Annotated in this window: 21 protein-coding genes; 6 read left to right on the forward strand and 15 right to left on the reverse strand. The window is 71.6% G+C overall.

Going from position 1 to position 21,181, the window contains the following annotated elements:
• Positions 1 to 10: 10 nt before the first annotated feature.
• Together G412_RS0114265 and G412_RS0114270 are read left to right on the forward strand one after the other, a co-directional pair.
• The gene (locus G412_RS0114265; RefSeq protein WP_051338339.1) at positions 11 to 1,429 is read left to right on the forward strand and encodes an amidohydrolase family protein; all 1,419 of its coding nucleotides are present in this window, start codon (positions 11 to 13) and stop codon (positions 1,427 to 1,429) included.
• Entirely contained in the window at positions 1,426 to 2,136 is a 711-nt protein-coding gene (locus tag G412_RS0114270) for a sulfite exporter TauE/SafE family protein (RefSeq protein WP_028812690.1), read from the forward strand. The genes G412_RS0114265 and G412_RS0114270 overlap by 4 nt, the downstream gene beginning before the upstream one ends.
• Here the strand turns inward: G412_RS0114270 and G412_RS0114275 are convergent.
• Entirely contained in the window at positions 2,120 to 3,187 is a 1,068-nt protein-coding gene (locus tag G412_RS0114275; RefSeq protein ID WP_028812691.1) for a LacI family DNA-binding transcriptional regulator, read from the reverse strand. The two genes, G412_RS0114270 and G412_RS0114275, sit on opposite strands and share 17 nt — an antisense overlap.
• Positions 3,188 to 3,498: 311 nt before the next feature.
• Between G412_RS0114275 and G412_RS0114280 the strand changes: the two genes are divergently transcribed.
• Entirely contained in the window at positions 3,499 to 5,010 is a 1,512-nt protein-coding gene (locus G412_RS0114280) for a DUF6056 family protein (protein ID WP_028812692.1), read from the forward strand.
• Here G412_RS0114280 and G412_RS0114285 read toward each other — a convergent pair.
• The 9 genes from G412_RS0114285 to G412_RS0114325 form a co-directional block, all read right to left on the reverse strand.
• Positions 4,985 to 5,434, reverse strand: coding sequence for a GtrA family protein (locus G412_RS0114285; RefSeq protein ID WP_028812693.1), 450 nt, complete (start codon positions 5,432 to 5,434; stop codon positions 4,985 to 4,987). The two genes, G412_RS0114280 and G412_RS0114285, sit on opposite strands and share 26 nt — an antisense overlap.
• Positions 5,431 to 6,414: a glycosyltransferase family 2 protein gene (locus tag G412_RS34395; RefSeq protein WP_051338362.1), complete on the reverse strand. Its 984-nt coding sequence runs from the start codon at positions 6,412 to 6,414 to the stop codon at positions 5,431 to 5,433. The genes G412_RS0114285 and G412_RS34395 overlap by 4 nt, the downstream gene beginning before the upstream one ends.
• A 157-nt stretch (positions 6,415 to 6,571) precedes the next feature.
• Positions 6,572 to 6,820: a hypothetical protein gene (locus G412_RS0114295; RefSeq protein ID WP_028812694.1), complete on the reverse strand. Its 249-nt coding sequence runs from the start codon at positions 6,818 to 6,820 to the stop codon at positions 6,572 to 6,574.
• 20 nt (positions 6,821 to 6,840) lie between these two features.
• A complete protein-coding gene (locus G412_RS34400; RefSeq protein WP_051338340.1) occupies positions 6,841 to 7,110 on the reverse strand; it encodes a hypothetical protein in 270 nt (89 codons plus the stop codon).
• A 104-nt stretch (positions 7,111 to 7,214) separates the two neighbouring features.
• Positions 7,215 to 8,840 carry an alkaline phosphatase D family protein gene (locus tag G412_RS0114305; protein ID WP_425274476.1) on the reverse strand — a complete coding sequence of 542 codons (1,626 nt, stop codon included), beginning with the start codon at positions 8,838 to 8,840 and terminating at the stop codon, positions 7,215 to 7,217.
• Positions 8,841 to 8,983: 143 nt separating this feature from the next.
• Positions 8,984 to 10,129: a hypothetical protein gene (locus tag G412_RS0114310; RefSeq protein WP_244282961.1), complete on the reverse strand. Its 1,146-nt coding sequence runs from the start codon at positions 10,127 to 10,129 to the stop codon at positions 8,984 to 8,986.
• Between the two features lie 187 nt (positions 10,130 to 10,316).
• A complete protein-coding gene (locus tag G412_RS0114315) occupies positions 10,317 to 11,186 on the reverse strand; it encodes a DMT family transporter (RefSeq protein WP_028812697.1) in 870 nt (289 codons plus the stop codon).
• A gap of 28 nt (positions 11,187 to 11,214) precedes the next feature.
• Entirely contained in the window at positions 11,215 to 11,937 is a 723-nt protein-coding gene (locus G412_RS0114320) for a DUF998 domain-containing protein (protein WP_078606962.1), read from the reverse strand.
• Between the two features lie 220 nt (positions 11,938 to 12,157).
• Positions 12,158 to 13,060 (reverse strand): phosphatidylinositol-specific phospholipase C, encoded by a 903-nt coding sequence (locus tag G412_RS0114325; RefSeq protein WP_028812699.1) that lies wholly within the window; start codon positions 13,058 to 13,060, stop codon positions 12,158 to 12,160.
• Between the two features lie 170 nt (positions 13,061 to 13,230).
• Between G412_RS0114325 and G412_RS0114330 the strand changes: the two genes are divergently transcribed.
• Positions 13,231 to 13,755, forward strand: a complete 525-nt coding sequence (locus tag G412_RS0114330) for a DUF2165 domain-containing protein (protein WP_028812700.1) — start codon at positions 13,231 to 13,233, stop codon at positions 13,753 to 13,755.
• A 44-nt stretch (positions 13,756 to 13,799) separates the two neighbouring features.
• On the opposite strand, the gene G412_RS0114335 is transcribed toward G412_RS0114330, so the two are convergent.
• The 5 genes from G412_RS0114335 to G412_RS0114355 form a co-directional block, all read right to left on the reverse strand.
• The gene (locus G412_RS0114335) at positions 13,800 to 14,000 is read right to left on the reverse strand and encodes an antitoxin (protein ID WP_028812701.1); all 201 of its coding nucleotides are present in this window, start codon (positions 13,998 to 14,000) and stop codon (positions 13,800 to 13,802) included.
• 141 nt (positions 14,001 to 14,141) lie between these two features.
• A complete protein-coding gene (locus tag G412_RS0114340; protein WP_028812702.1) occupies positions 14,142 to 15,611 on the reverse strand; it encodes an FGGY-family carbohydrate kinase in 1,470 nt (489 codons plus the stop codon).
• 48 nt (positions 15,612 to 15,659) lie between these two features.
• Positions 15,660 to 16,991 carry an MFS transporter gene (locus G412_RS0114345; RefSeq protein ID WP_028812703.1) on the reverse strand — a complete coding sequence of 444 codons (1,332 nt, stop codon included), beginning with the start codon at positions 16,989 to 16,991 and terminating at the stop codon, positions 15,660 to 15,662.
• Between the two features lie 112 nt (positions 16,992 to 17,103).
• Positions 17,104 to 17,877, reverse strand: a complete 774-nt coding sequence (locus tag G412_RS0114350; RefSeq protein WP_028812704.1) for a DeoR/GlpR family DNA-binding transcription regulator — start codon at positions 17,875 to 17,877, stop codon at positions 17,104 to 17,106.
• A complete protein-coding gene (locus tag G412_RS0114355; RefSeq protein ID WP_028812705.1) occupies positions 17,874 to 18,518 on the reverse strand; it encodes a histidine phosphatase family protein in 645 nt (214 codons plus the stop codon). The genes G412_RS0114350 and G412_RS0114355 overlap by 4 nt, the downstream gene beginning before the upstream one ends.
• Positions 18,519 to 18,680: 162 nt before the next feature.
• On the opposite strand from G412_RS0114355, the gene G412_RS0114360 reads away from it, so the two are divergent.
• Complete coding sequence (locus G412_RS0114360) at positions 18,681 to 19,724, forward strand: 2-hydroxyacid dehydrogenase (protein ID WP_028812706.1); 1,044 nt, start codon at positions 18,681 to 18,683, stop codon at positions 19,722 to 19,724.
• Positions 19,721 to 21,175, forward strand: coding sequence for an FGGY-family carbohydrate kinase (locus G412_RS0114365; protein ID WP_028812707.1), 1,455 nt, complete (start codon positions 19,721 to 19,723; stop codon positions 21,173 to 21,175). The genes G412_RS0114360 and G412_RS0114365 overlap by 4 nt, the downstream gene beginning before the upstream one ends.
• Positions 21,176 to 21,181: the final 6 nt, after the last annotated feature.

Raw genomic sequence — 21,181 nt, forward strand, 5'->3', positions numbered from 1 at the left:
AAAGAGCCCGATGACCGACCAGCCCGACCTGACCCCCGACCAGCTGCGCGCCGACGGCGACGCGCTGCTCCTGGCGCCCGACGTGGTGCTGACACCCGACGGACCGATGGACCACTACGCGGTCGTCGTCACCGGCGGCACCTTCCTCGCGGTCGGACCGGCCGAACGACTGGGGCGGACCTACCCGCACCTGACGCCCGTACGGCTGCGCGGACACATCCTGATGCCCGGATTCGTCGACGCCCACCACCACCTCACCCAGACCTTCGGTGCGGCCCTGGCCTTCGGTGAACCGTCGGAAATCTTCCGCCGGCTGTGGGTGCCCCTCGAAGGCGCGCTCGACGAGGAGGCCGTGTACGTCGCGGCGAAGCTCGCCGCCCTCGAATCGCTGCGCGGCGGATTCACCACCGTCGCCGAAGCGGGCACCCGGGCCCCGGTGGACGTGGAACTGGTGGCCGCGGCCGCCCGGGACGTGGGGATCCGGTGCGTACTCGGCCTCGTGTGCAACGACGCCGACAGTGACGCCGACACCTCGACCACCCTGGTCAGTGCCGAGAAGCACCTCGTCCGCTACTGCACCGAGGAGCTGATCCATCCGTCCCTCGCCGTCTCCGTCCCGGAAGCCGCTACCGCACGCACCCTGCGCGACACCGCCCGGCTGGCCGCGGCGGCGGGAGCCGTCGTCCAGATCCACGTCAACGAGCATCTCGCCGCCGTGGAACGCTCCCTCGTCCAGCACGGGCTGCGCCCACTGGAGTACCTCCACGAAGTGGGCGCCCTCGGCCCGCAGTTGCTGGCCGCCCACGCCACCTTGCTCACCCCGCGTGAAGTGACCCTGCTCGCCGACTCGGGAGCCGCGGTGAGTTACAACCCCGTCGCCAGCGCCTGGAAGGGCAACGCGGTGGCCCCGGCGACCACCATGGCCGAACGCGGGATCCGCTTCGGGCTGGGTACCGACGGCACCCGTGGTGACGCGTTCCGCCTGGCCGAGGCCGCCGAGTTCGCGCAGCGCCTCGCGTACGGCCTGGCGACCGGGGACTCCTCCTGCGGCGCCGGCTGGACCTGGCTGGAACACGCCGCCGGGGGAGGCGCCGACGCCGTCGGGCTCGGCGCCCGTACCGGCCGGATAGCCGAGGGAGCCGTCGCCGACTTCCTGCTCGTCGACGTGAGCGGCCCGGAGATGCGGCTGTCGTGGGACCTGCCGTGGGAGCTCGTACGGCGCGGCAACCGCGACCAGATCACCGCCGTCTTCGTTGGCGGCAGGCTGCGTCTGTGGCGCGGCTGGCCGCTCGACTGGGACGGCCCGGCGCTGGTGCGGCGGGCCGCCGAACTGAGCCGGGACGTGTTGCTGCGCGCGCCCGTGACCCGCGTCCACCCCACGTCCACAGAGGCACGGCACGCGCCGGCGGAGTGGAGCACGGCGCAGTGAGTACGGAGACGATGGCGATCCTCGCGGTGACGGTGGCCGTCGCGGCGTTCGTCCAGGGAAGCAGCGGACTGGGCTTCGCGCTGATCGTCGCACCGGTGGCCGGACTCCTCGATCCTAGTCTGGTCCCGGTTTTCGTACTCGCGTCGATGATCCCGCTCAACCTGTACGTCGCCTGGCGCGAACGGGACTCCCTGGATCTGCGGGGAGCGGGCTGGATCACCGCTGCGCGGCTGGCCGCCACGCCCGGCGGGCTCATGCTGCTGTGGGTCATCCCGGACCGCAGTCTCGGCCTGTTCGTCGGGGCGGCGACCGTGCTGGCGGCGGTGGTGAGCCTCGCCGCTCCGGCGTTCACGCCCGGGCGCGGCGCGTACGTCGCCGCGGGGGCCGTCACCGGACTCACGGAGACCGCGACCGGGGTCGGCGGGCCTCCCCTCGCGCTGGTCTACCAGCACCGCCCGCCGGCGGAGCTGCGCTCCACGGTGGCGGTGTGTTTCCTCGTGGGTGAAGTCGCCTCGCTGGCGCTGCTGTTCGCCACCGGGCAGGGCAGCCCGGCCCAACTGGGGTGGGTGGTGCTGCTGTTGCCCGCGCTGGCGGCGGGGGCCTGGCTGAGCCGCCTGGTGCACCACCGCCTCGACGCCCGCAGGATGCGGCTGTTCGTGCTGGCCTTCGCCCTCGTCTCCGGGGCGGTGCTCATGCTGGCGCCGTGACGCGCAGCGAGGAGGCGCGGGGGATCACGCGCGGCTCGGGGACCGTCGCGACCGCCGTGTCCATGGCGAGCCCCGCGTGCGCAAGGTCCGGCGCGCCGCTCAGCCGGCCGAGCAGCAGCTCCACCGCGTCGGCGGCGGCCCGGTCCAGATGCAGGTCGACGGCGGTCAGCGGCGGCTCGCAGGTCCGGGCCCGCAGGCCGTCGTACCGGGTGACGACCATGACGTCGTCCGGGATGCTGCGGCCGCTGTCGCGGATCGCCCGTACGGCGCCCACCGCGAAAGCGTCCACGAGCGCGCAGACCGCGTCCGTCTGCGGGTGTTCGGCCAGCAGGGCGGCGCAGCGGTCGTAACCGGCCTGCTCGCCGCCCTCCTCGGGGGCCGTCGCGACCAGCGGTGCCCAGCCGTGCTCGGCGGCGGCGCGCTCGAACGCGGCGCGGGCGTCCACCGCGGAATGGCGGGCACCGGCCCCGATGATCAGAGCGGGACTGCGCGCCCCCTGCTCCTGGAGGTGCGCCAGGAGCAACTCGACGACGAGGCCGCCGTGCAGATCGACGTACGGGGCGTCGTCCGCGGGCGACACGGGCCGCCCGAGCGCCACGTACGGCAGGTGGCGCTCCCGCAACTGCGCCACCGCGATGTCGCTCTCGTCGGGTTCCACGACGATGGCTCCATCGATGTCGAGGGAGTACAGCGCCGAGGCCGACTGGACGGGCGGTACGAGAACGAGCGCGTAGCCGTGCACGAGCGCCCGCTCGGCGGCCGCCGCGGCGACCTCCATGTAGAAGCCGAGCCGGGACGGCCCGCCGGCCACCGCGAAGGGCATCGACGAGGCGAGCGCGATGGCCTTCGCCTGCCCCCGCCGCAGCCGCTGGGCCCGCAGGTTCGGCCGGTAACCGAGCTCGGCGGCGACCTTCTTGATGCGTTCACGGGTCCGGGGGTCGACCTTGCCGAGCCCGTTCAGGGCGTGCGAGACGGTCGTCCGCGACACCGAAGCGGCCTTCGCGACATCGGCGATCGTCGGCGGCCGTGCACCGGAACCGGAAGTGGGCATCTGCGCGGACGCTCCTCGCTCGTTCTGACGGGTGAGTAACAGGTGACAGCCACATCTTCGCCGACCGGCCCCCCGCCGCACACGCGTACGCCGGATTGTCAGGGGAAGGCCGAATTCCGTGAGCCGGGCCAGGAGCACCGGGACCCGCCACCGTCAGGCCGACCCCATGGGTCGTGCGCCGTGGGTTGCTCCATTGGGCGGCAAACGGGCGCGCGGCGGCGTGGGCTTCCCTCCGGACGCACCGTCGCCGGTCACGATTCCGAGCGGTGGACAGGTTCCGCTGCGCAATCCGGCGGTGAAGAGGAGACCTTGTGACGGCTGCACCGGGTGTCGCCATCCCGCGCGAACCGGTACCGGGCGGAGGCGGACCCGGCCGGGGAAGCGGAAAGGGCCTGGGCCTCTTCCGGTCGTGGACGGCCGTCTGGACGACGGGCCTGTGCCTGCTGCCGCTCGGGCTGCTCACGGCGGGGGCGTGGCTGGGCCGTCACGTCCGCCCCAGCGCGGACGAGTGGTGCTTCCTGCCCAAGGTCCGTGACCTCGGTGTCTGGGGCATGGTCGAGAAGTTCTACGCCACCGACAACGGCCGGATCGGCAATGGCCTGCTCGTCGGGATGTACGCCCAGTTCCCGGTCGCCGGCCATCAGTGGTTCGCTCTGGTCAGTGGCGTGATCATGCTGGTGGTGCTGTGGGCCCTGACCGTCCTGCTGCTGCGCAGGGCCGGCCGCACAGCCCCCCGTGGGGTCCCGCTGCTCGTGGCGTCCATGATCACAGCGGTTTTCCTCTTCGCCACCCCCAATACGTACAAGACGTTCTACTGGCCCGCCGCCTCCGTCTCGCACACCCTGGCTCCCGTGCTGGCCTGCGCGGCGGCCCTCCCGCTCCTGGTGGCACGCGGCCGCCGGGGCATGATCGCCGCCCTGGCCGTCGTGCTCGTCTCCGGTGTCTTCATGGGCACGCTGTCCGAGGAAGCGTCGGTCGTCTGCCTGGTGGTCCTCTCGGCTGTCGTCCTGCTCGGCCGCTGGATCTTCACCGAGCGGGCCCTTACCGTCGCCCGCTGCTGGGCCCTGGTCGGCATGGCCGGAATCGGCATCGGCACGATCGTCCTGATGACCTCCCCCGGAGGGCGCAGGCGACGCGACCGGTTCGGCCTCGAAACCACCTCCATGCTGGCCCCCGAGTCGCTGATCGCGTCACTGCGCGGGTACGTACGCATCCTGGAGACCGTCTTCACGACCTGGCAGTACGTGGGAGCGGTCGCGGCCGGAGTGCTGCTGGGGCTGCTGGTGCGCAGCCGGGAAGGGGCTTCACCGGTCCTGCTGCCCAGCCGGCCGCTCCTGTGGACATTCTTCGGCGCCCTCACCTTCCTCCTCTCGGGCTACCTCTGCACCGTCATCACCTATCCCGTCTTCGGCGCACGTGTGGTGACCGCCCAGCGCACCTGGAACGACTACCTTCTGCTGTACGTCGTGGTCCTCGCCGGCGCCGGTGCCTTCCTGGGACGCGCGGTGCGCAAGCGCGAGCGGCGGACCGGCGTGGCGACGGCGGTCGCCGCGGCGGTGTGTGCCGCGGCCGTACTCGGACTGGCCGCCCCGCTCTACCACCTGGGCCACGACATGCGCGTACGGGCTCAGAAATGGGACCGTCAGGACCAGTACCTGCGCGCACAGGCCGCGAAAGGTGCGAAGGTCCTCCCGTACACACCGCTCTCGGTCGCCGGGACGCTGGAGCCGTTCGGCGGCAAGGGGCGCAACGTCTGGCCGGCCGGATGCGTCGCCGACTACTACCACCTGGAGAGGGTCACTTACTCGACTCGGCTTCCGTGACCTGCGGCTCGGGCCCCTGCGGCTGCTCCCCGGAGGCTCGGGTGGCAGCCGCCCCGGAGGTGATGGCCCACCGGGCGAGCAGGAACGACAGCGGTGTGACGAGGACACCGGCGGCGAGCGCGGAGAGGTTCTCGGGCATGCCGAGCCGGCTCACGGCGACGTACAGCAGGATCCCGCTGCCCACGACGTTGGCCACGGCCGACAGGGGATAGCGGACGAAGGCACGCCAGGTCGGCTTCGTACGAAGAGTGACGTACGAGTTGAGCAGGAACGATCCGACGATGCTCACCGCCCAGCCCACACCATGGGCGACCAGATACGGCAGCCAGATGTTCAGCGAGGCGTACACCGCGTAGTAGACGGCTGTGTTGACGAAGCCGATCGCGGCGAAGACGGCGAACTGGCGCAGGGCCCGGGCTTTCATGCCTCCGGCCGCGCCTGTCCGGCGGGCTCCAGCGAGAGGCCGGAGTCGAGCACGGCTGCGGACTCGTTCGTCTCGCGGACCACATAGTGCGGCCGGCGTTTCGACTCGTCGTAGATCCGCCCCACGTACTCGCCGATGACGCCCAGAGTGGCGAGCTGAATTCCGCTGAGCGCGACGACAGCGGTGATCAGCGTCGCGTAACCGGGCGTGTCGACCCCGTCCAGTACGACGTTCGCGATGATCCAGAGCGCGTACACGAGCGCGGACAGGAAGAGCCACAGACCCGTGTGGATGGCGAGGCGCAGCGGGCGGCTGTTGAAGGAGATGAGGCCGTCGATGCCGTAGTTCAGCAGATGGCGGCCGCTCCACTTGGACTGCCCGGCGGCGCGCTCGACGTTCTCGTACGTGAAGCTGACCGTGTCGAAGCCGATCCAGGAGAAGAGGCCCTTGGAGAAGCGGTTGTTCTCCGGAAGCGACAGGAGGGCGTCGATGGCCCGTCGCGACAAGAGCCGGAAATCGCCCGCCCCGTTCACGATCTCGACGTTCATGCAGCGGCGTACGAGGCGGTAGTACGCGCGGCACAGCGCCGTCCGCAACGCTCCCTCGTGCGTACGGTCGCGCTGGGCGATGACCTGGTCGTACCCGTGCTGGTGCAGCTCCAGCATGCGGGGGATGAACTCGGGAGGGTGCTGGAGATCGGCGTCCATGAGGACGACCGCGGCGCCACGCGACATGCGCATGCCGGCGAGCATCGCGGATTCCTTGCCGAAGTTCCGGCTGAAGGAGGTGTAACGCACCCGCCTGTCCGCTGCGGCGAGGTCCTTGAGTATCGCTATGGTCTCGTCGCTGCTGCCGTCGTCGACGTAGCAGATCTCGAACGTCGTCCCGAGCGGTTCGAGAGCGGTGATCACGGCGTCATGAAAAGCCTCGATCACCTCGCTCTCGTTGTAGCACGGCACGACGATCGATATCTGGACCATGGTCATTTCACCCCATGCGCTGTTTCCCGGTACGTGCGCTACCGCCTCCAGTGGAACGCGGGGGCGGCCCGAAGGCCGTCCCAGGCACTCCACACGGGTGACGGCGGTCCGGGATTACAGCGGCCGGGGGGAGTGAAAGCCGGAGTCCGGGCGTTGGTCAGGCGCCCAGTTCCGCGACCGCGGCGTCCAGCGTCCGCGCCAGAGTGGTGATGTCCTGGTCGGACGGTGACCGGGCGCCGATGCGCCGGCCGAGATCCTCGGCCGAGACCACCTCGATGGCGCCGCGGTAGTCGTCGCTGTCCAGCTCGGCCGCCGGGACCACTTGGGCCCGGCCCTGGACGACGACCAGCGTCGGATCGTCCGCGCGCGAGCGCAGAAGATCCCGGACATGCTCCTCAGTGATCACGTCGGCCGCCTTTTCCGGGGTCACCTGTGGCGCTTGCGGCGGGCGGGCGTGTCGGTCACATCGCCCTTGCGGGAGCGCTGCGCTCCGCGCTCCTCGCCGGACGATTCCACACCGGCGAGGCTTTCACCGGCCGCTGTTCCGCCCTTTTCCGAGTAGCCCTCGCGGGCGCTCGCGGTTCCGGGCACGACCCGTTCCTGGGCCTGGCGCTCCGCGCCGGAGTGGGCGCCGGGGCCCTTCTCTGTGCGCGGCCGGGGCTCGCGGTCCGGCTTTCGCGATTCCTTCTCACTCATTGCGCACACCTCGTTCCTGAGTGCCCACAGCCCTTACGGCCTGCGGGTCGTCGCTGATTAGGGGTACCCCCGCGGCGTGGGTGATAACTGCCGGCAGAGCCGTTTCAGGCCGGCGCAAGGCCCGGTTTGCCGGCTTCGGTGACGAACGAAGCGGCTGTGGTGAGCGTCCCGCCGGGCTCGGTGACCCCTGAGACGGTCTTGAAGTCGGCGCGGGCCCGGTCCGTGCCCAGGGTGATGACCGTGTATCCGCGCCGGCCGTTGTAGAACTTCAGGTGCGGGTTCGCCCGAATGAGGTCGTCCCAGTTGGGGAGCTTGTCCTCGCCGTCCCTGCCGCTGGAGACCGAGGTGGTGGAGATCTCGGTGCCGACCGTGCGCGAGGCCGGGTCGTCGAAGTCCTTCTTCAGGTCGAAGCCGTAACCGACGTGGGCGTCACCGTCCAGCACCAGCAGGTTCTCGACACCCGCCGCCTCTGCTCCGTCGAGGAACCGCTTTCGCGCGGCGGGATAGCCGTCCCAGGCGTCCATCGACAGCTTGAAGTCGGCGGTCGGTACGTCGCGCCGCTGCGCGAAGTTGACCTGCTGCGGTACGACGTTCCAGGTCGCGCCGGAGCTCTTCCACCCGTCGAGCAGCCAGCGCTCCTGCGTCTCGCCGGTCATGGTGCCTGACGGTGCCTCGGACTCCGGGCCGGGCTTGTGCCAGTCGCCCCCGTACGCCGGCTTCGAGCGGTACTGGCGGGTGTCGAGGATGTCGAACTGGGCGAGCTGCCCGAACCGCAGGCGCCGGTAGAGCCGCATGTCGGGGCCACGGGGCTGCTGGGGGGCGCGCAGGGGCTGGTTCTCCCAGTACGCGCGGTAGGCGCCGGCCCGCCGGAGCAGGAACTCCTCGGGCGGGACGTTGTTCTCGGACGTATCGCCCGCGTAGTTGTTCTCGGTCTCGTGGTCGTCCCACGTGACGACGAACGGGTGGGCTGCGTGCGCGGCGATGAGATCCGGGTCGGACTTGTACAGGGCGTACCGCAGCCGGTAGTCCGCGAGCGTCATCGCCTCGCGGTCGAAGTGGGCGGGCAGCCGGCGGTCGGTGTAGTTCCGGGAGCCGCCGGCGCTGTTGACGGCGTACTCGTAGAGATAGTCACCGAGGTGCACGACAAGGTCCAGATCCTCACCGGCCAGGTGCTTGTACGGGGTGTAGTAGCCGTGGTGGTACGCCTGGCAGGCCACGGCGGCCAGCTTCAGCCGCGACTTCGCCGTGCCGGCCGCGGGCGCGGTGCGGGTACGGCCGGTCGGGCCGGCCCATGCCCCCGCGCGGAACCGGTAGTAGTACTGACGGTCCGGATCGAGGCCGGTGACTTCGACATGCACGGTGTGGTCGAACTCGGGGTGCGCCGTGGCCGTCCCGATTCTGACGATCCGGAGGAACATCTCGTCGTGGGCCAGTTCCCAGGTGACCACCACCCGCTTCTCCGGCAGGCCGCTGTCGGGTTCGAGCGGGCGGGGAGCGAGCCGGGTCCACAGCAGCACGCTGTCCGGCAGCGGGTCCCCGGAAGCGACGCCCAGCGTGAACGGGTTCTCTGTGATCTTCCTCGGGTCCAGCTCGGGGACGCTCGCCGCGCCGGCGGCCGGCAGATCGGTGGCGAAGGCGAGCGCGGCCGCGGCTGCGGTGAAGGTGAGGAAATGACGGCGTCCCGGGCGCCGCACGACGGCGGCGCGCAGCTCAGGCTGATGACTATTCATATGCGGCGTCATATGCCCGTTTCGGGGCCTTCTTGATCGCCGCATACGAGTGGTACGGGAACAGCCTGCCGCACCGCGACCGTGGTGGAGGGCGGCCGGGATACGGCCGCCCTCTGTGGTGATCCGGCCTGCCTGCCGGTCGGTCAGGCGCTGTTCGTCGCGTCGGGTTCCTTCTGGCGGCGCAACAGGGCCGAACCGGCGAGGACCGCGCCGATCGCGGCACAGGACACCGCTGCGGCGTCCGCCCACGCGAGGGACTCGCCCAGACTGCTCTCCAGCAGGTCCACCGTGCCGACGCTCGCCAACGCGTGCAGGGCGACGATACCGATGGCGGTCGCGGCACTTGCCGCCCAGACGCGCATGGTGTCGCGTACGGCCAGCCACACACCGAACACGAGACAGAGCACAGTGACGGCGATGGACAGCGCGTCCGCGTATCCACCGGAGCGCAGATGCGCGAAGTCCGTCGGCAGGTGGATGACGCCGCAGGCGAAGAGGAGAACGGCCGCGGGCCATCGCAGTACGGAACGAAGGGCCGGCGAGGCGGTGTCGCCGCCGTGCCCGGTGGCGAGCGTGTCGCCGACCGCCGGGATGACGCCCCGCGGGTCGAGGGTGGGCCACGCAGGGCGCCCACTCGGCCGCTCGGGGGCGGCGGCCGGCTTGCCGTCGGTGCTGCGGCCGCCCACGCCCGGCGTCGTCCCGCGCTCGGGCGCCACTCGCTTCTTGTGTGCGACGGCCGCCTCACCGGCGGGCGGCCGCTGGGCGTCGCCGTCCTCGTGCCCGAGGATGCTCACCAGTTGTGCCACGTCCTCGATCGGCCTGCCCACGGCCGCGGCGCGCAGCGTCGTGTCGGCCTCGTCGACCTCGTGCGGGTGCTCGGCGAGCATGGCGACCAACTGCCGGACCTCGTCCAGGGGACGGGCCACGGCGGCGGCGCGCAGTGCTTCGTCGCCGGGGCTGGGGACTTCGCCTGTCCGCTTGAGCAGGCTCACGAGTGCGGCGACTTCCTCCAGCGGCCGGCACGTGGCCGCCGTCCACAGCAGAGTCCGTATGGGCTCGTCGCTGGAGTCGGGGGCGGCACCCTGCGGCCAGGCGGCCGGGGCGGCGCCGGCGGCCGTCGCGTTCGCGGGGGTCGCACGCGCGGCGGCTTCGCTCGCGGGTGCTGCTCTGCCGGTGGACTCGCTCGCGGCGGCCGCGTAGGCAGCGGCCTCGTACGCGGCCGCTGAGCCGTCGGGCGGCTTCGAGCGGTCGCCGTTGGGCGTAGAGGGCATTGTCGGGTCGGTTGTCATGGCGCGGCTCCGTTCGCCGTACTTCCGGTGGCACACACCGTTCGGTTGTCGTGCGCCACCTAGACGCACGCTTTGGTCTATCAAAGGGGCATTCCGGCCAATTGCGCCATCCGGGCAGGGCAGAAGAGGGGCTATTGGGCGGAATTCGGCTGACGTCCGGCCGTATCCCGTGGGGCCGCCGGAACAGTCAGGTCGCGGGTGTGTCCTGGTCCTCCGTCTTGACCCTGGGCAGCAGCAGCACGCCCCAGGTGACCATCACCGCGCCGATGCCCTCCGGAACCAGCCACCACCCGGTGCGTACCTGGTCGCCGTACACCAGCATGCCGAGTGCCACGCTGACCAGTGCCTCTCCCAGCGTGAGGGCGGGCTGGGAGGCCACCAGGGGCCCGGATTCCATGGCGTTGGCGAGCAGGAAGAGTGAGCACGCGCCCGCCGCCACGAAGCCGTAGGTCTGCCAGCAGGCCAAGAAGGCGCCGAAACCGTGCTGTTCGAACGTAGTGGTGGAGAACTTCATCAACGTGGCCGTCAGGGCGTAGCCGATCGCGGAGGACGAACTGAACAGGGCCGCGCGTGCCATGCCCCGTGGCCGCGGCAGGGCGGCCAGCACGCACAGCGTCATGACGCCGCCCGTCGTCAGCAGGGTCAGTGCCCACACGCCCGGTGGGACATAGGAGTGGCGTTCGTACGGAGATGCCGCGGCCAGTGCCAGGCCGAGGCCCGCGGCGATCATCGCCGCCGCCGTCCAGCCGGCCGCGGGAAGTCGGCGCCGGGAGACCATGCAGGCGATCAGGAGCGTGAACGGCAGTTCGCTGACCAGAATGGGCTGAACGAGCGACATCGACCCCAGGGTCAGCGCCAGCGCCTGGCACGCCGCGGCGACGAGGATGACGGCGATCCCGCCGAGCCACGCCGCGCTGTGCACCAAGTGGGGGATCAGCCGGACACTGAAGGCGTCACCCGGCGGTACGCGCTGGGCGGCGATCCGCTGCAGCACCGTGCCGGTGGCGTTGCCCACCGCTGCCAGGACGGCGAACAGTACGGAGAGTACGGATGCCACGCGGCGCTTCCTCCGCTTCGCCGGAAACTCAAGGGGTGCGGCCGGCCGGCCGGCTCTCCGGGGCGCCGGATGCGATGAGTTCACGGGCCAGGAGGGCGAACCACAGTCCCACCAGGAACACGTGGGCCCGCTGGGGAAGACCGTGCCAGCCGGGATGGCCGACGAGCGGGCCGATGGTGATCACGGCGGACAAGAGCGCACCGGCGAGCAGACGTGGGCCCCAGCGGCGGATCACCGGTGCGCGGGACGGTTCGGATGCCGCTGCCAGGCAGAACAGGACCATGCAGGCGAAGAGGAAGAAATGGACCAGCCCGCTCGTGACGGTGTGCCAGGGGTGCACGGCTTCACAAGCCGGCTCCAGGGAGGGGGCGCAGCCCATGGGCAGCAGGACGTCGGCCAGGGAGGAGGCGCCGAATCCGAACAGCGCCCACCAGCCGGCACGGGCCGCGGCGCCGGGCAGCAGATCGCGCGCCAGCAGAGCACCCGTCATCAGCAGTACGGCGCACGCGATCTCTATCCCGCCGAACAGCACCCTGAACGGCTGGTCGGCTGCGAAGAGCTCGCTCACGTACGCATGCCGGTAGTCCAGGCCGGTCGGCAACGACAGCTCCAGCAGCCAGCCGTTGTACAGCAGTGCCGCCCCGGCCAGCGCACCAACCGTCAGGGTCCGCCGTCCGCCCGCCGGGACGCCGGACCGGCCGCGCTGTCCAGACTTTTCTGCCTGTCCGAGCGCATTGCGAGTCAGGTACATCGTGACGCTCCGAACCGGGCGGTCCTGGGGACGCGTGTCGGCGGGGCGCTCGGGTCGGTGAACGTGGCCGCCGTGCCGCCAGGGGGAAGAGGCATGGTCATCGTCGCTGGTCTAGTGGGCCACGCGCGGGTAGTCCAGGACCTGGTGGCGTGTCTCACCCGTATGGGGTGAGGGTTCCGGGCAGCCGGGCGGAGCGGTGACCGCTGACGGAGACCGCAGGCTACTTCGTCCCCGGGCGTGCGACGGCCTGGCCGGCGTTGTGCCGGATCAGGGACTCCACCAGTCCTGAGCGGGTGTTGGGGAAGTCCATCGGGACCACGCCGAGTCCCGTCCAGCCGGCCGCCTCCGCCCCGTCGAGGAAGCTGTGCACGCGGGGGTTGAGCCGGTCCGAGTTCCAGCGGGGCGGCAGCAGCGCCGACGTACTGACGTAGTTGAGGAACAGCTTGCCGAGCCGCTGGGCGGCTTCGCGGAACTGGACTTCGATCTGCGGGTACTTGGCGCCCGGCTCGGCCATGTAGTCGTCCTGGATGTCGAAGAGCGCCGAGTCGCCGTACCGTACGCCGGGCAGCCCGCCGTTGTCGGCCAGCAGGACGACCTTGCCGCGCGCCTGTCCCAGCGTCGGCAGGCCCGCGTCGATACGGAAGAGCGGTCGCCAGCCCTTTCCGTCCAGGTAGAGGTCGAAGATCCGGCGGAACTCGGCGTCGGCCGCCTGCGAGTACTCCTGCTTGACGCGCATCAGGACCGTCTCGGAGGGGCGGGCCCGCAGGAAGTCCTGGCAGGCGATGAGCACATCACCGAACATCAGGTTCTGGTAGTACGCGCCGTGGTGGATGGCGAAGGAGTCACCGACGGCCCGGCACCGTACGTCCAGGAAGCGGATGCCGCTGAGCAGCTGCTCGGCGACGGACGTGTTCTGGCACGCCACCCAAGGGCCGCCGACCCGCGCGCCCGAGTCGTGGGTGCCGGGGAGGGTCAGCCGCTGAACGGGCGTGGAGTCGTCGAGGCCCGCCATCCAGTCCTGTACGGACAGGGTCCGCGGCGCCGCGGCAGCGGCTCTGGGGGATCCGAGCAGAGCGGTCGCGGAGACCACCGCCGCTCCCGTGAGAAAGCCGCGCCGGTCCATGCCCATGTGCCCGGTCCCCTCGGTCGGCCGGCGATCGCCGGCCGCCCCGGCCGGCCCTCGGAGTATGACGTGGACAGGTCATAATTGGCCAGACCGGGGACATCGCCCCAGCCGTGCATCCGGGACACTCGGACGCACGGCCATCTCAACAACCCAATGCCGAGGTGTATATGACAGTCAGGAACGCGGGCGCGCGCCCCGCGCGGCCCCTTGCCGCCGCGGCCACTGCGCTCGTCGGCACGGTCGCGCTCTACATGGCGCTCGTCGCCTTCGGCAACATCACCGACTTCGGCACGAACCAGGAGTTCGTACGGCACGTCCTCGCGATGGACACCACCTTCAAGGACGAGGACCTCATGTGGCGGTCCATCGACTCGGCGAGGGTGCAGGACATCGCGTACATCGCCATCATCGGGTGGGAAACCGTGGCCGCGCTCGTGCTGATCGTGGCGACGGTCCAGTGGGCGATGGGGCTGCGAAGCGGTGAGTTCGGCCGGGCGAGGCGCCTGGCCACCCACGGTCTCCTGATGGTGCTGCTGCTCTTCGGCGCCGGATTCATCGCTGTCGGAGGGGAGTGGTTCGCGATGTGGCAGTCCGCCGACTGGAACGGCCTGGACGCCGCCACCAGGAACTTCCTCGTCGCAGGCCTGACCCTCGTCGTCGTACACCTGCCGGCCGGCGACAGCACGCGGTGAGGGCGGGACAGCGATGTCCCGCCCTCACCGAACCGCTGATCGGGTCAGGGCTGGGGCGGCCGGTCCTGACCCGGGTCCTGGTCCTTGCCGAGCTGGCCCCTCAGCTTTTCCTGGGCCGTGTCCACGTGGCCGCTGTACTTGCCCCGGGTCCGGTCGTCGACGGCGTCGCCCGCCTTGTCGACGCCCTTCCCGGCCTGGGACTCATGGCCCTTCATCATCTGCTTGAGCTTGTCCATCATGGACATGGGCTAGCCTCCTAGCTTGTCGCCCCCACCCCTACAGGGTCCCCGCACCTCCCGCTGTCCGCATCCGCGAGCCCTGACGACTTCGGCGCGGAGCTCGCCGCCGCGACGCGAAACGGCGAGGGGCGGTCCTTCGGCCGCCCCTCAGCCGGCGTCAAGCCAGCCCCGCGCGCGCAGTTCCGCGACGAATTTCCCGTACGACTCGTCCAGCGCCGCCCGCTCCCGCTCCACCGGCTCGACCAGGCGCCCCGCCGCCGTCATGGCCGCCGCGGCGGCCGTCAGGTCCGGATGGAGCGTACCCGCGGCGGCGAGCAGGGCCGCTCCGAACGCGGTCTCGGCCCGTTCGGCGACGCGCAGCGGCCTGCCCAGGACCGTGGCGCGGATCCGCGTCCACAGGCCGCTGCGGCTGCCGCCGCCCGCCGCGTGCAGGGGACCCCGCACCTCGACGCCCAGCGCCTGGACGCGCTCCAGGGCCAGGCGCTCCAGGAAGGCGACGCCCTCCAGCGCGGCCCGGTGCCCGTCGGCCTCGTCCTGCGGCGTACCGGCCAGGAAGCCGCGCGCGTCGCCGGAGACGAACGGGAACCGCTCGCCCTCGCGGCGCAGCGGGTAGTTCAGGCACGAGGCAGGACCACGGGCGTCCGCCGCCGCGTCGAGGCCGGGCAACCGTGCCGGGTCCACGGCGGCAAGCGCCTCGCCACCGGTGTTCGAGGCGCCGCCGGGCAGCCACCAGCCGTCCGGGTGGCGATGGCTGTAGAGGGCGCCGGCCGGGTCGGTGACCAGGTCGCGGGTGACGCCCTTGAGCACGTACGTCGTCCCCAGTACGCCGACGAACTGGCCCGGCTCCACGGCGCCCGTGGCGATCTGGCCCGCGCACCCGTCCGTCATGCCGAGCCGGACCCGGCAGCCGACGGGCAGACCGGTCTCGGCCGCCGCCCCGGCCGAGACCGTACCGGCCTCGGTGCCGGGCGGCTGGACGCGGGGCAGGAGGCCGGTGTGGACACCGAAGGCGTCGAAGACCTCGGTGGCCCACTCGCCCGCGCGCGGGTCGTAGCCGGTCTTCAGCGCGTGGCTCCAGTCGGCGGCAACCGGGTGCCCGGTCAGTTTGTGACCCAGCAAGTCCGGTGTGTGCAGGACCTGTTGGCCGGAGCCGGCCCGGTTCGCGTACCAGACCAGCTTCCCGAGCGCGGCCGTCGGGCCGACCGTCAGACCCAGCGCCCGCCACCGCCCGGCGCCCAGACCCTGCGCCTTGGCGTTGAGGCCGGCGGCCCGCCGGTCGTCGTACATCAGGGCGGGCCCGGCCGGCTCGCCGTCCGGGCCCGCCAGGACCAGGGTCCCGGAGGTGGCACTGACGGCGACCGCCACCACCTCCCGGCCGCCGCCGGGCAGCGCGCCGGTGGCCTGCCGCAGCGCGGCGGCGGCCGCGGGCCACCAGGTGCGGGCATCCTGCTCGCTGTGGCCGCCCGCGCCGCGTACCGGCTGGGGGAGCGGCGCCCGCCCCTCGGCGAGGACCTGCCCGCGGGCATCGGCGCACACCACTCTCACCGCGGCGGTGGCCACATCGATACCGGCCACGACGGGGACGGGGGAGCGGGATGCGTCGGCGGTGCTGCTCATGGGCGGGGCGGGTCCTTTCGGGTACGCGCGTACAGCGGTGTGTACGGATCAGGTGGTGGCACGGGCGGCGACCGGTACGGCCGCCTCCTGGAGGGACTTGCCCTGCTCGATGGCCTCCTCCGACGCCCTCGGCAGCCGCAGGAAGAGCGTGAGCACCGCGGCGACGACGTACAGACCGGCGAAGATCAGTACGACGCCGTCGCGGCCCAGCGGCCCGAGGAAGAGCGAGACGATCGCCGGTCCCACGAAGGCCGCGCCGCCCGCGCCGAGGTTGAGCAGCGCCATCGCGCCGCCCTTGTTCTCGGGGGCCAGCGACGGCATCAGCGCGGAGATCGGGACGAAACCGGCGAGCGTGGCGCCGTAGACCATGCCGACGCCGACGGCGACCCAGTAGTTGTCGGTCATCAGCTTCGGTACGAAGTACAGGGCGAGGACGCTCACCGCGCAGCCCACCGCTCCGAACCAGCCGATGGTGGTGCGCCAGCCGATCCGGTCGCTGACCAGCCCGAAGAGCAGGTTGAAGAAGATGTTGGTGGCGAACATGATCGACAGCAGCCGCAGCCAGTCGCCGTCGCTGAAGCCCATCTCGCCGGTGAAGAACGCCGGGAGGATCACCCACAGGCCGAACTGCGGGGCGGTGTTGATGATGCGCACCACGCAGCCGACGGCGACCTTGGGGTTGGTCCAGGCGATGGACAGGCTGCGGGTCAGCGACTGGACCGGCTTGACTCCGGGCGGCGCGAGCCGGGAGTACCCGGTCCGTTCGCGTACGCCGAGGAGGCAGAAGGCGCCGCCGAGCGCGATCAGGGCGAGCGCGACCCAGAGGGTGCCGAACTTCCCGAAGAGCGGATTGGTGACGGACGCGGTGAGTGAGCCGAGGGTGGGCAGACCGCCGGTGAAGGCGAAGTAGAACCAGCCGACGGCCGCGCCGAGCCGGGCCACCGGGGCGGTGGCGGTGACCCACACCAGGAACGAGAAGGCGAAGAGCGGGTAGCCGAAGCCGCGCAGGCCGTAGAAGACCAGCATCAGGGTGTAGTTGTCCTGGGCCGCGCCGAGGGTCAGGAAGAGGATGTCGAAGACGATCCAGATGGCGAGGCCGAGCTGCATCACGCGCCGGGGGCCCCACAGTTCGGACAGGGCGCCCGACAGCCAGGAGGCGAGCATGACCGTGACGCCGTACGCCGTGATCACATAGCTCGCGCGGACCTCGCTGCCCGCGCCGTTGCCCTCGATGAACGGCGCGATGAAACCGGACTCGACACCGTCGCCGATCATGAAGATCAGGACGCCGATGAAGCCGAAGAGAAGAGGCCGGGGGATCCCGATGCGATCCCAGACGGTCTCTCCCGTGCGCGCGGCGGGTGCGGCGGTGCTGCTCATTGCTCGTGCCTCCACATTGAGGTGCCATGGGCCCGCGGACATCACAGCCGCGACCGGGAATGCATCATGACCTCTGTGAAATTAACACGCAAGAGTTTAAGAAGGCTCGTTGTCAGTGCGTGACCGCGACTCGGACATCCGTGCGCTCCTGGAGGGCGGTCAGCAGCTCGCCGCCCACCCCGTCGTCCACCACCAGGTGGTCGAAGTCCTCGACGGGCGCCAGCCGGTGCAGCGCGGTCCTGGCCAGCTTCGTACGGTCCATCAGCAGCACCTTGCGCGTGCCGGAGGCCAGCATCGCCCGCTTGACCAGCACCACGTCCTGCTCCTGGTGGTACGTCATCCGGGCGTCCATCGCGGAGGTGGAGACCAGCACCATGTCCAGCGACAGGGCCTCGATCGCCTCCAGGCAGGGAACGCCCAGGAAGGAGTCATGGGTGTGCGAGTACTCCCCGCCGAGCGAGATGAGGCGTATGTCCTCATGGCCGGCAAACAGGTCGATGACCCGCCGGGCGTTGGTCACCACCGTCAGCGGGGCCTGGTCCACCAGCAGCCGGGCCAGCGCGAGCGCGGTCGTGGAGTCGTCCAGCATCACCGACATGCCCGGCTCGACCAGATCGGCCGCGGCCTTCGCGATGGCCTCCTTCTCGGCCGTGTTGACGCCGAGCCGGTAGTCGAGATTTGACTCGAAGACCGTCGAAGGCAGCGCGGAGACCCCGCCCCGGAACCGGCGCAGCACCCCACGCCTGGCCAGTTCGTCCAGGTCCCGGTGCACCGTCATCAGGCTCACGCGGGTGAGCTCCGCGAGCTCGGCGCCGCTCGCCGTCCCGTGCTTCAGGACGTGCTCGGTGATGATCTGCCTGCGGGCTTCCGCGCCGGTCGTCGTCATGTGCCCAAGTTTCGCGTACCGCCGTGCAGAGGTGCCCAGGTGGGGACGTTGAGCGAGCGCAGGGCGGTGCCGGCGTCCGACACCTCGATCTCGGTCACGGCCGCGTTGTCCAGCCGGGGGAACACCAGGCGGTAGCGGCCGACCGGGATGGAGAGCATCGCGCACAGCGCCATGCGCAGCAGGGTGTTGTGCGCCACCACCAGGACCGTGCCGCCCGGGTGCTTGCGCGCCAGGCCCCGCAGCGCGGTCGAGGCGCGGGCCGCGGCGTCGGACGGCGGCTCCGAGCCGGCGAAGGCGCCGAGCTCGGCGTCCTCCAGGAAGCGCCGTACGGCCTCGGGGTCCTCGGCGGCCATCTCCGCGATGGTGCGGCCCTCTCCCCAGCCGAAGTCCACTTCGCGCAGCCCCTCGACGATCTCCGGCTCCACACCGAGGACCTCGGCGGCGGGCCGGGCGGTCAGCCGGGCGCGGCTGACCGGCGAGCAGGCCACGGCGTCGACGCCGCGGTGCTTCGCCCAGGTCCCGAGCTCCTGCGCCTGCCGCAGCCCCTTCGCGGTCAGCGCGACGTCGGAGATGCCGGCGTACCGGTTCTCCGCGTGCCATTCGGTCTCTCCGTGCCGCACGAGCAACAGGCGTGATGCCATCGGTGATCTCTCCCCGGTGAGGTGGCGGCGCGTACCGAGAGCGCGCCGGCAGTGCATTGATTCTTCAAAACAATGATGTTAAATCTATCAGCGCCAGTGTTAGTGGCGCTGCGGCAACGCTGACGCGCATCGCCACCGCGACCCCAAGAAGGGCACCGCTCCATGCGCATCCTCGCCGCAGGTGATCATTTCGTCCGCCCCGACCTCCTCCGTGCCGCACTGCGCGAGGAGCTGGGCACCGACCAGGAGATCACCGGACTCACCCTCCCCTGGCCCCACGAGCCCTTCGGCCCGGTCGGCGACGTCCACGAGGCGAGCGGTACGGAGGAAGAGCTCATCGAGGCGCTCGACGGCGCCGCGATCTGCGTGACCCAGATGGCGCCCTTCACGGAGAAGGTCTTCACCGCCTGCCCGGACCTGCGCATGGTCGCCGTCTCCCGCGGCGGCCCGGTCAACGTCGACCTCGCCGCCGCCACCCGCCACGGCGTCGCCGTCTCCTTCGCGCCCGGCCGCAACGCCCCCGCCGCCGCCGAGTTCGCCATCGGCCTGATGCTCACTGCCATGCGGCGCATCACCACCGCCGACGCCGAGCTCAAGCGCGGAAAGTGGCGCGGCGACTTCTACGCGTACGAAGAGGGCGGCATCGAACTCGACGGCGCCACCGTCGGGCTCGTCGGTTACGGCGCCATCGGCCGCATCGTCGCCCGCGTCCTGCGCGCTTTCGGCTCCCACGTCCTGGTCGCCGACCCCTACACCGACCCGGCGGCCGCCCGCGCGCAGGGCGTGGAACCGGTGGAACTCGACGAACTCCTGCGCCGCAGCAGCGTCGTGAGCCTGCACGCCCGCCTCACCCCCGAGACCCACCACCTCATCGACGCGGCCAAGCTGGAACTCCTCCCCAGGGGCGCGGTCCTGGTCAACTCCGCCCGCGGCGGGCTCCTCGACTACGCCCCGCTGCCCGGCCTGCTCAGGAGCGGCCGCCTCGGCGCCCTCGCCCTCGACGTGTACGACATCGAACCCCCGCCCGCCGACTGGCCGCTGCACGACGCCCCCAACGTCGTCACCGCCCCCCACCTGGCCGGCGCCACGCGGCAGACCGCGCACCGCGCCGCCGCCATCACCGCCGCCGAGGCGGGCCGCTTCGTACGCGGCGAGAAGCTCGCCCACCCGGCCAACCCCGAGGTTCAGGAGGCCGCGCGCCCATGAGCGTCATCATCGGCGTCGACATCGGCACCTCCGTCACCAAAGCCGTCGCCTTCGACCGCGAGGGGACCCCGCTGGCCTCGGCCACGCGCCGCAGCAGCATCATGCGGCTGTCCGGCGGACGCGTCGAACAGGACCTCGACGACGTCGTCCGTACGGTCGCCGAGGTCGTACGGGAAACCACCGCCGCACTGGCCGGACCGCCCACCGCGCTCGCCCTCACCGGACAGGGCGACGGCCTGTGGCTGCGCGACGCGGAAGGCCACGCGGTACGCCCCGCCATCTCCTGGATGGACGGCCGCGCCTCGGACCTCGTCGCGCGCTGGCTGGCGGACGGCACGGTCCAGGAGGTGTACGAGCACACCGGCTCCGGCATGTTCCCCGGATGCCACGCCCCGCTCCTCGCCCATCTGCGGGAGCACGAGCCGCAGACCCTGCGACGCGCGGTCACCGCCGGCTACTGCGTCGACGCCGTCGCCCAGCGCCTCACCGGCCGGGTCAGTGTGGACGCCTCCGACGCCACCCTGCCCTTCCTCGACCCGGTCAGCCGTACGTACGCGCACGCCGCGCTCGCCGCCTGCGGCATCGAGGACCAGGCACACCTGCTGCCCGCGCCGGCCCCGCCCGGCACCGTCCTGGCCCTCGACGCCCACGGCGCCGGACTGCTGGGGCTGCCCGTGGGACTGCCGCTCACCGCGGGTCCGTACGACCTGCCGGCCTGCGCCATAGGCAGCGGCGTACGCGACGTGGGCGACGGACTGCTGATCGTCGGCACCACGCTCGCCTGTCAGGTCCTCACCGACCGCGCCAGGACAGACGGCTCCTCCGAACCGGCCGGCATGTGGCTGTGCACCCCGGACCCCGACCGCTGGCTGCGCGCGATGCCCGCGATGGTCGGTACCGCCGCCCTCGAATGGTTCCTCGCCCTCACCGGCACGACCACGGCCGACCTCGACGGCCTGCTCGACCGGAGCCCGCCGGGCGCGAACGGCGTCACCGCGCTGCCCTTCCTCTCCGACGCGGGGGAGCGCGCCCCGTTCGTCGACCCTGCCGCCCGTGGCCGCCTCGACGGGCTCACGCTCGCCCACACCCGCGCCGACGCGGTACGCGCCATGTGCGAGGCCATCGGTTACGCCGCCCGGCACTGCCTGGAGGCCGCCGGCCTCACCGGCACCCTCGCCGCGTGCGGCGGCGGCACCCGCTCCGGCCCGTGGGCGCAGCTCTTCGCCGACATACTGGGGCGCCCGGTCCGTATCCCGGTGGAGAACGAGGTGGGCGCACTCGGCGCGGTCCGTGTCGCGCGGCGCTTCCTCGGCGAAGGACCGGAGACGAAGCCGCAACTGTTCCGCACCGTGGAGCCGCGACAGGAGTCACGCGTGGTGTACGAGGACGGCTACGCCGCCTACCGCGCCGCACTCGACGCGGCCCGCGCGCGGTGGGGCGAGGCGCACTGACCCGCG

It is taken from the genome of Streptomyces flavidovirens DSM 40150 (assembly GCF_000429085.1).
GTDB lineage: Bacteria > Actinomycetota > Actinomycetes > Streptomycetales > Streptomycetaceae > Streptomyces > Streptomyces flavidovirens.

Coding starts and splice junctions, on each gene's coding strand:
- G412_RS0114265 (WP_051338339.1), top strand. CDS start 11: ATGACCGACCAGCCCGACCTGACCCCCGACCAGCTGCGCGCCGACGGC.
- G412_RS0114275 (WP_028812691.1), bottom strand. CDS start 3,187: ATGCCCACTTCCGGTTCCGGTGCACGGCCGCCGACGATCGCCGATGTC.
- G412_RS0114285 (WP_028812693.1), bottom strand. CDS start 5,434: ATGAAAGCCCGGGCCCTGCGCCAGTTCGCCGTCTTCGCCGCGATCGGC.
- G412_RS34395 (WP_051338362.1), bottom strand. CDS start 6,414: ATGGTCCAGATATCGATCGTCGTGCCGTGCTACAACGAGAGCGAGGTG.
- G412_RS34400 (WP_051338340.1), bottom strand. CDS start 7,110: ATGAGTGAGAAGGAATCGCGAAAGCCGGACCGCGAGCCCCGGCCGCGC.
- G412_RS0114305 (WP_425274476.1), bottom strand. CDS start 8,840: ATGAATAGTCATCAGCCTGAGCTGCGCGCCGCCGTCGTGCGGCGCCCG.
- G412_RS0114310 (WP_244282961.1), bottom strand. CDS start 10,129: ATGACAACCGACCCGACAATGCCCTCTACGCCCAACGGCGACCGCTCG.
- G412_RS0114320 (WP_078606962.1), bottom strand. CDS start 11,937: ATGTACCTGACTCGCAATGCGCTCGGACAGGCAGAAAAGTCTGGACAG.
- G412_RS0114325 (WP_028812699.1), bottom strand. CDS start 13,060: ATGGACCGGCGCGGCTTTCTCACGGGAGCGGCGGTGGTCTCCGCGACC.
- G412_RS0114330 (WP_028812700.1), top strand. CDS start 13,231: ATGACAGTCAGGAACGCGGGCGCGCGCCCCGCGCGGCCCCTTGCCGCC.
- G412_RS0114335 (WP_028812701.1), bottom strand. CDS start 14,000: ATGTCCATGATGGACAAGCTCAAGCAGATGATGAAGGGCCATGAGTCC.
- G412_RS0114340 (WP_028812702.1), bottom strand. CDS start 15,611: ATGAGCAGCACCGCCGACGCATCCCGCTCCCCCGTCCCCGTCGTGGCC.
- G412_RS0114345 (WP_028812703.1), bottom strand. CDS start 16,991: ATGAGCAGCACCGCCGCACCCGCCGCGCGCACGGGAGAGACCGTCTGG.
- G412_RS0114350 (WP_028812704.1), bottom strand. CDS start 17,877: ATGACGACGACCGGCGCGGAAGCCCGCAGGCAGATCATCACCGAGCAC.
- G412_RS0114355 (WP_028812705.1), bottom strand. CDS start 18,518: ATGGCATCACGCCTGTTGCTCGTGCGGCACGGAGAGACCGAATGGCAC.
- G412_RS0114360 (WP_028812706.1), top strand. CDS start 18,681: ATGCGCATCCTCGCCGCAGGTGATCATTTCGTCCGCCCCGACCTCCTC.
- G412_RS0114365 (WP_028812707.1), top strand. CDS start 19,721: ATGAGCGTCATCATCGGCGTCGACATCGGCACCTCCGTCACCAAAGCC.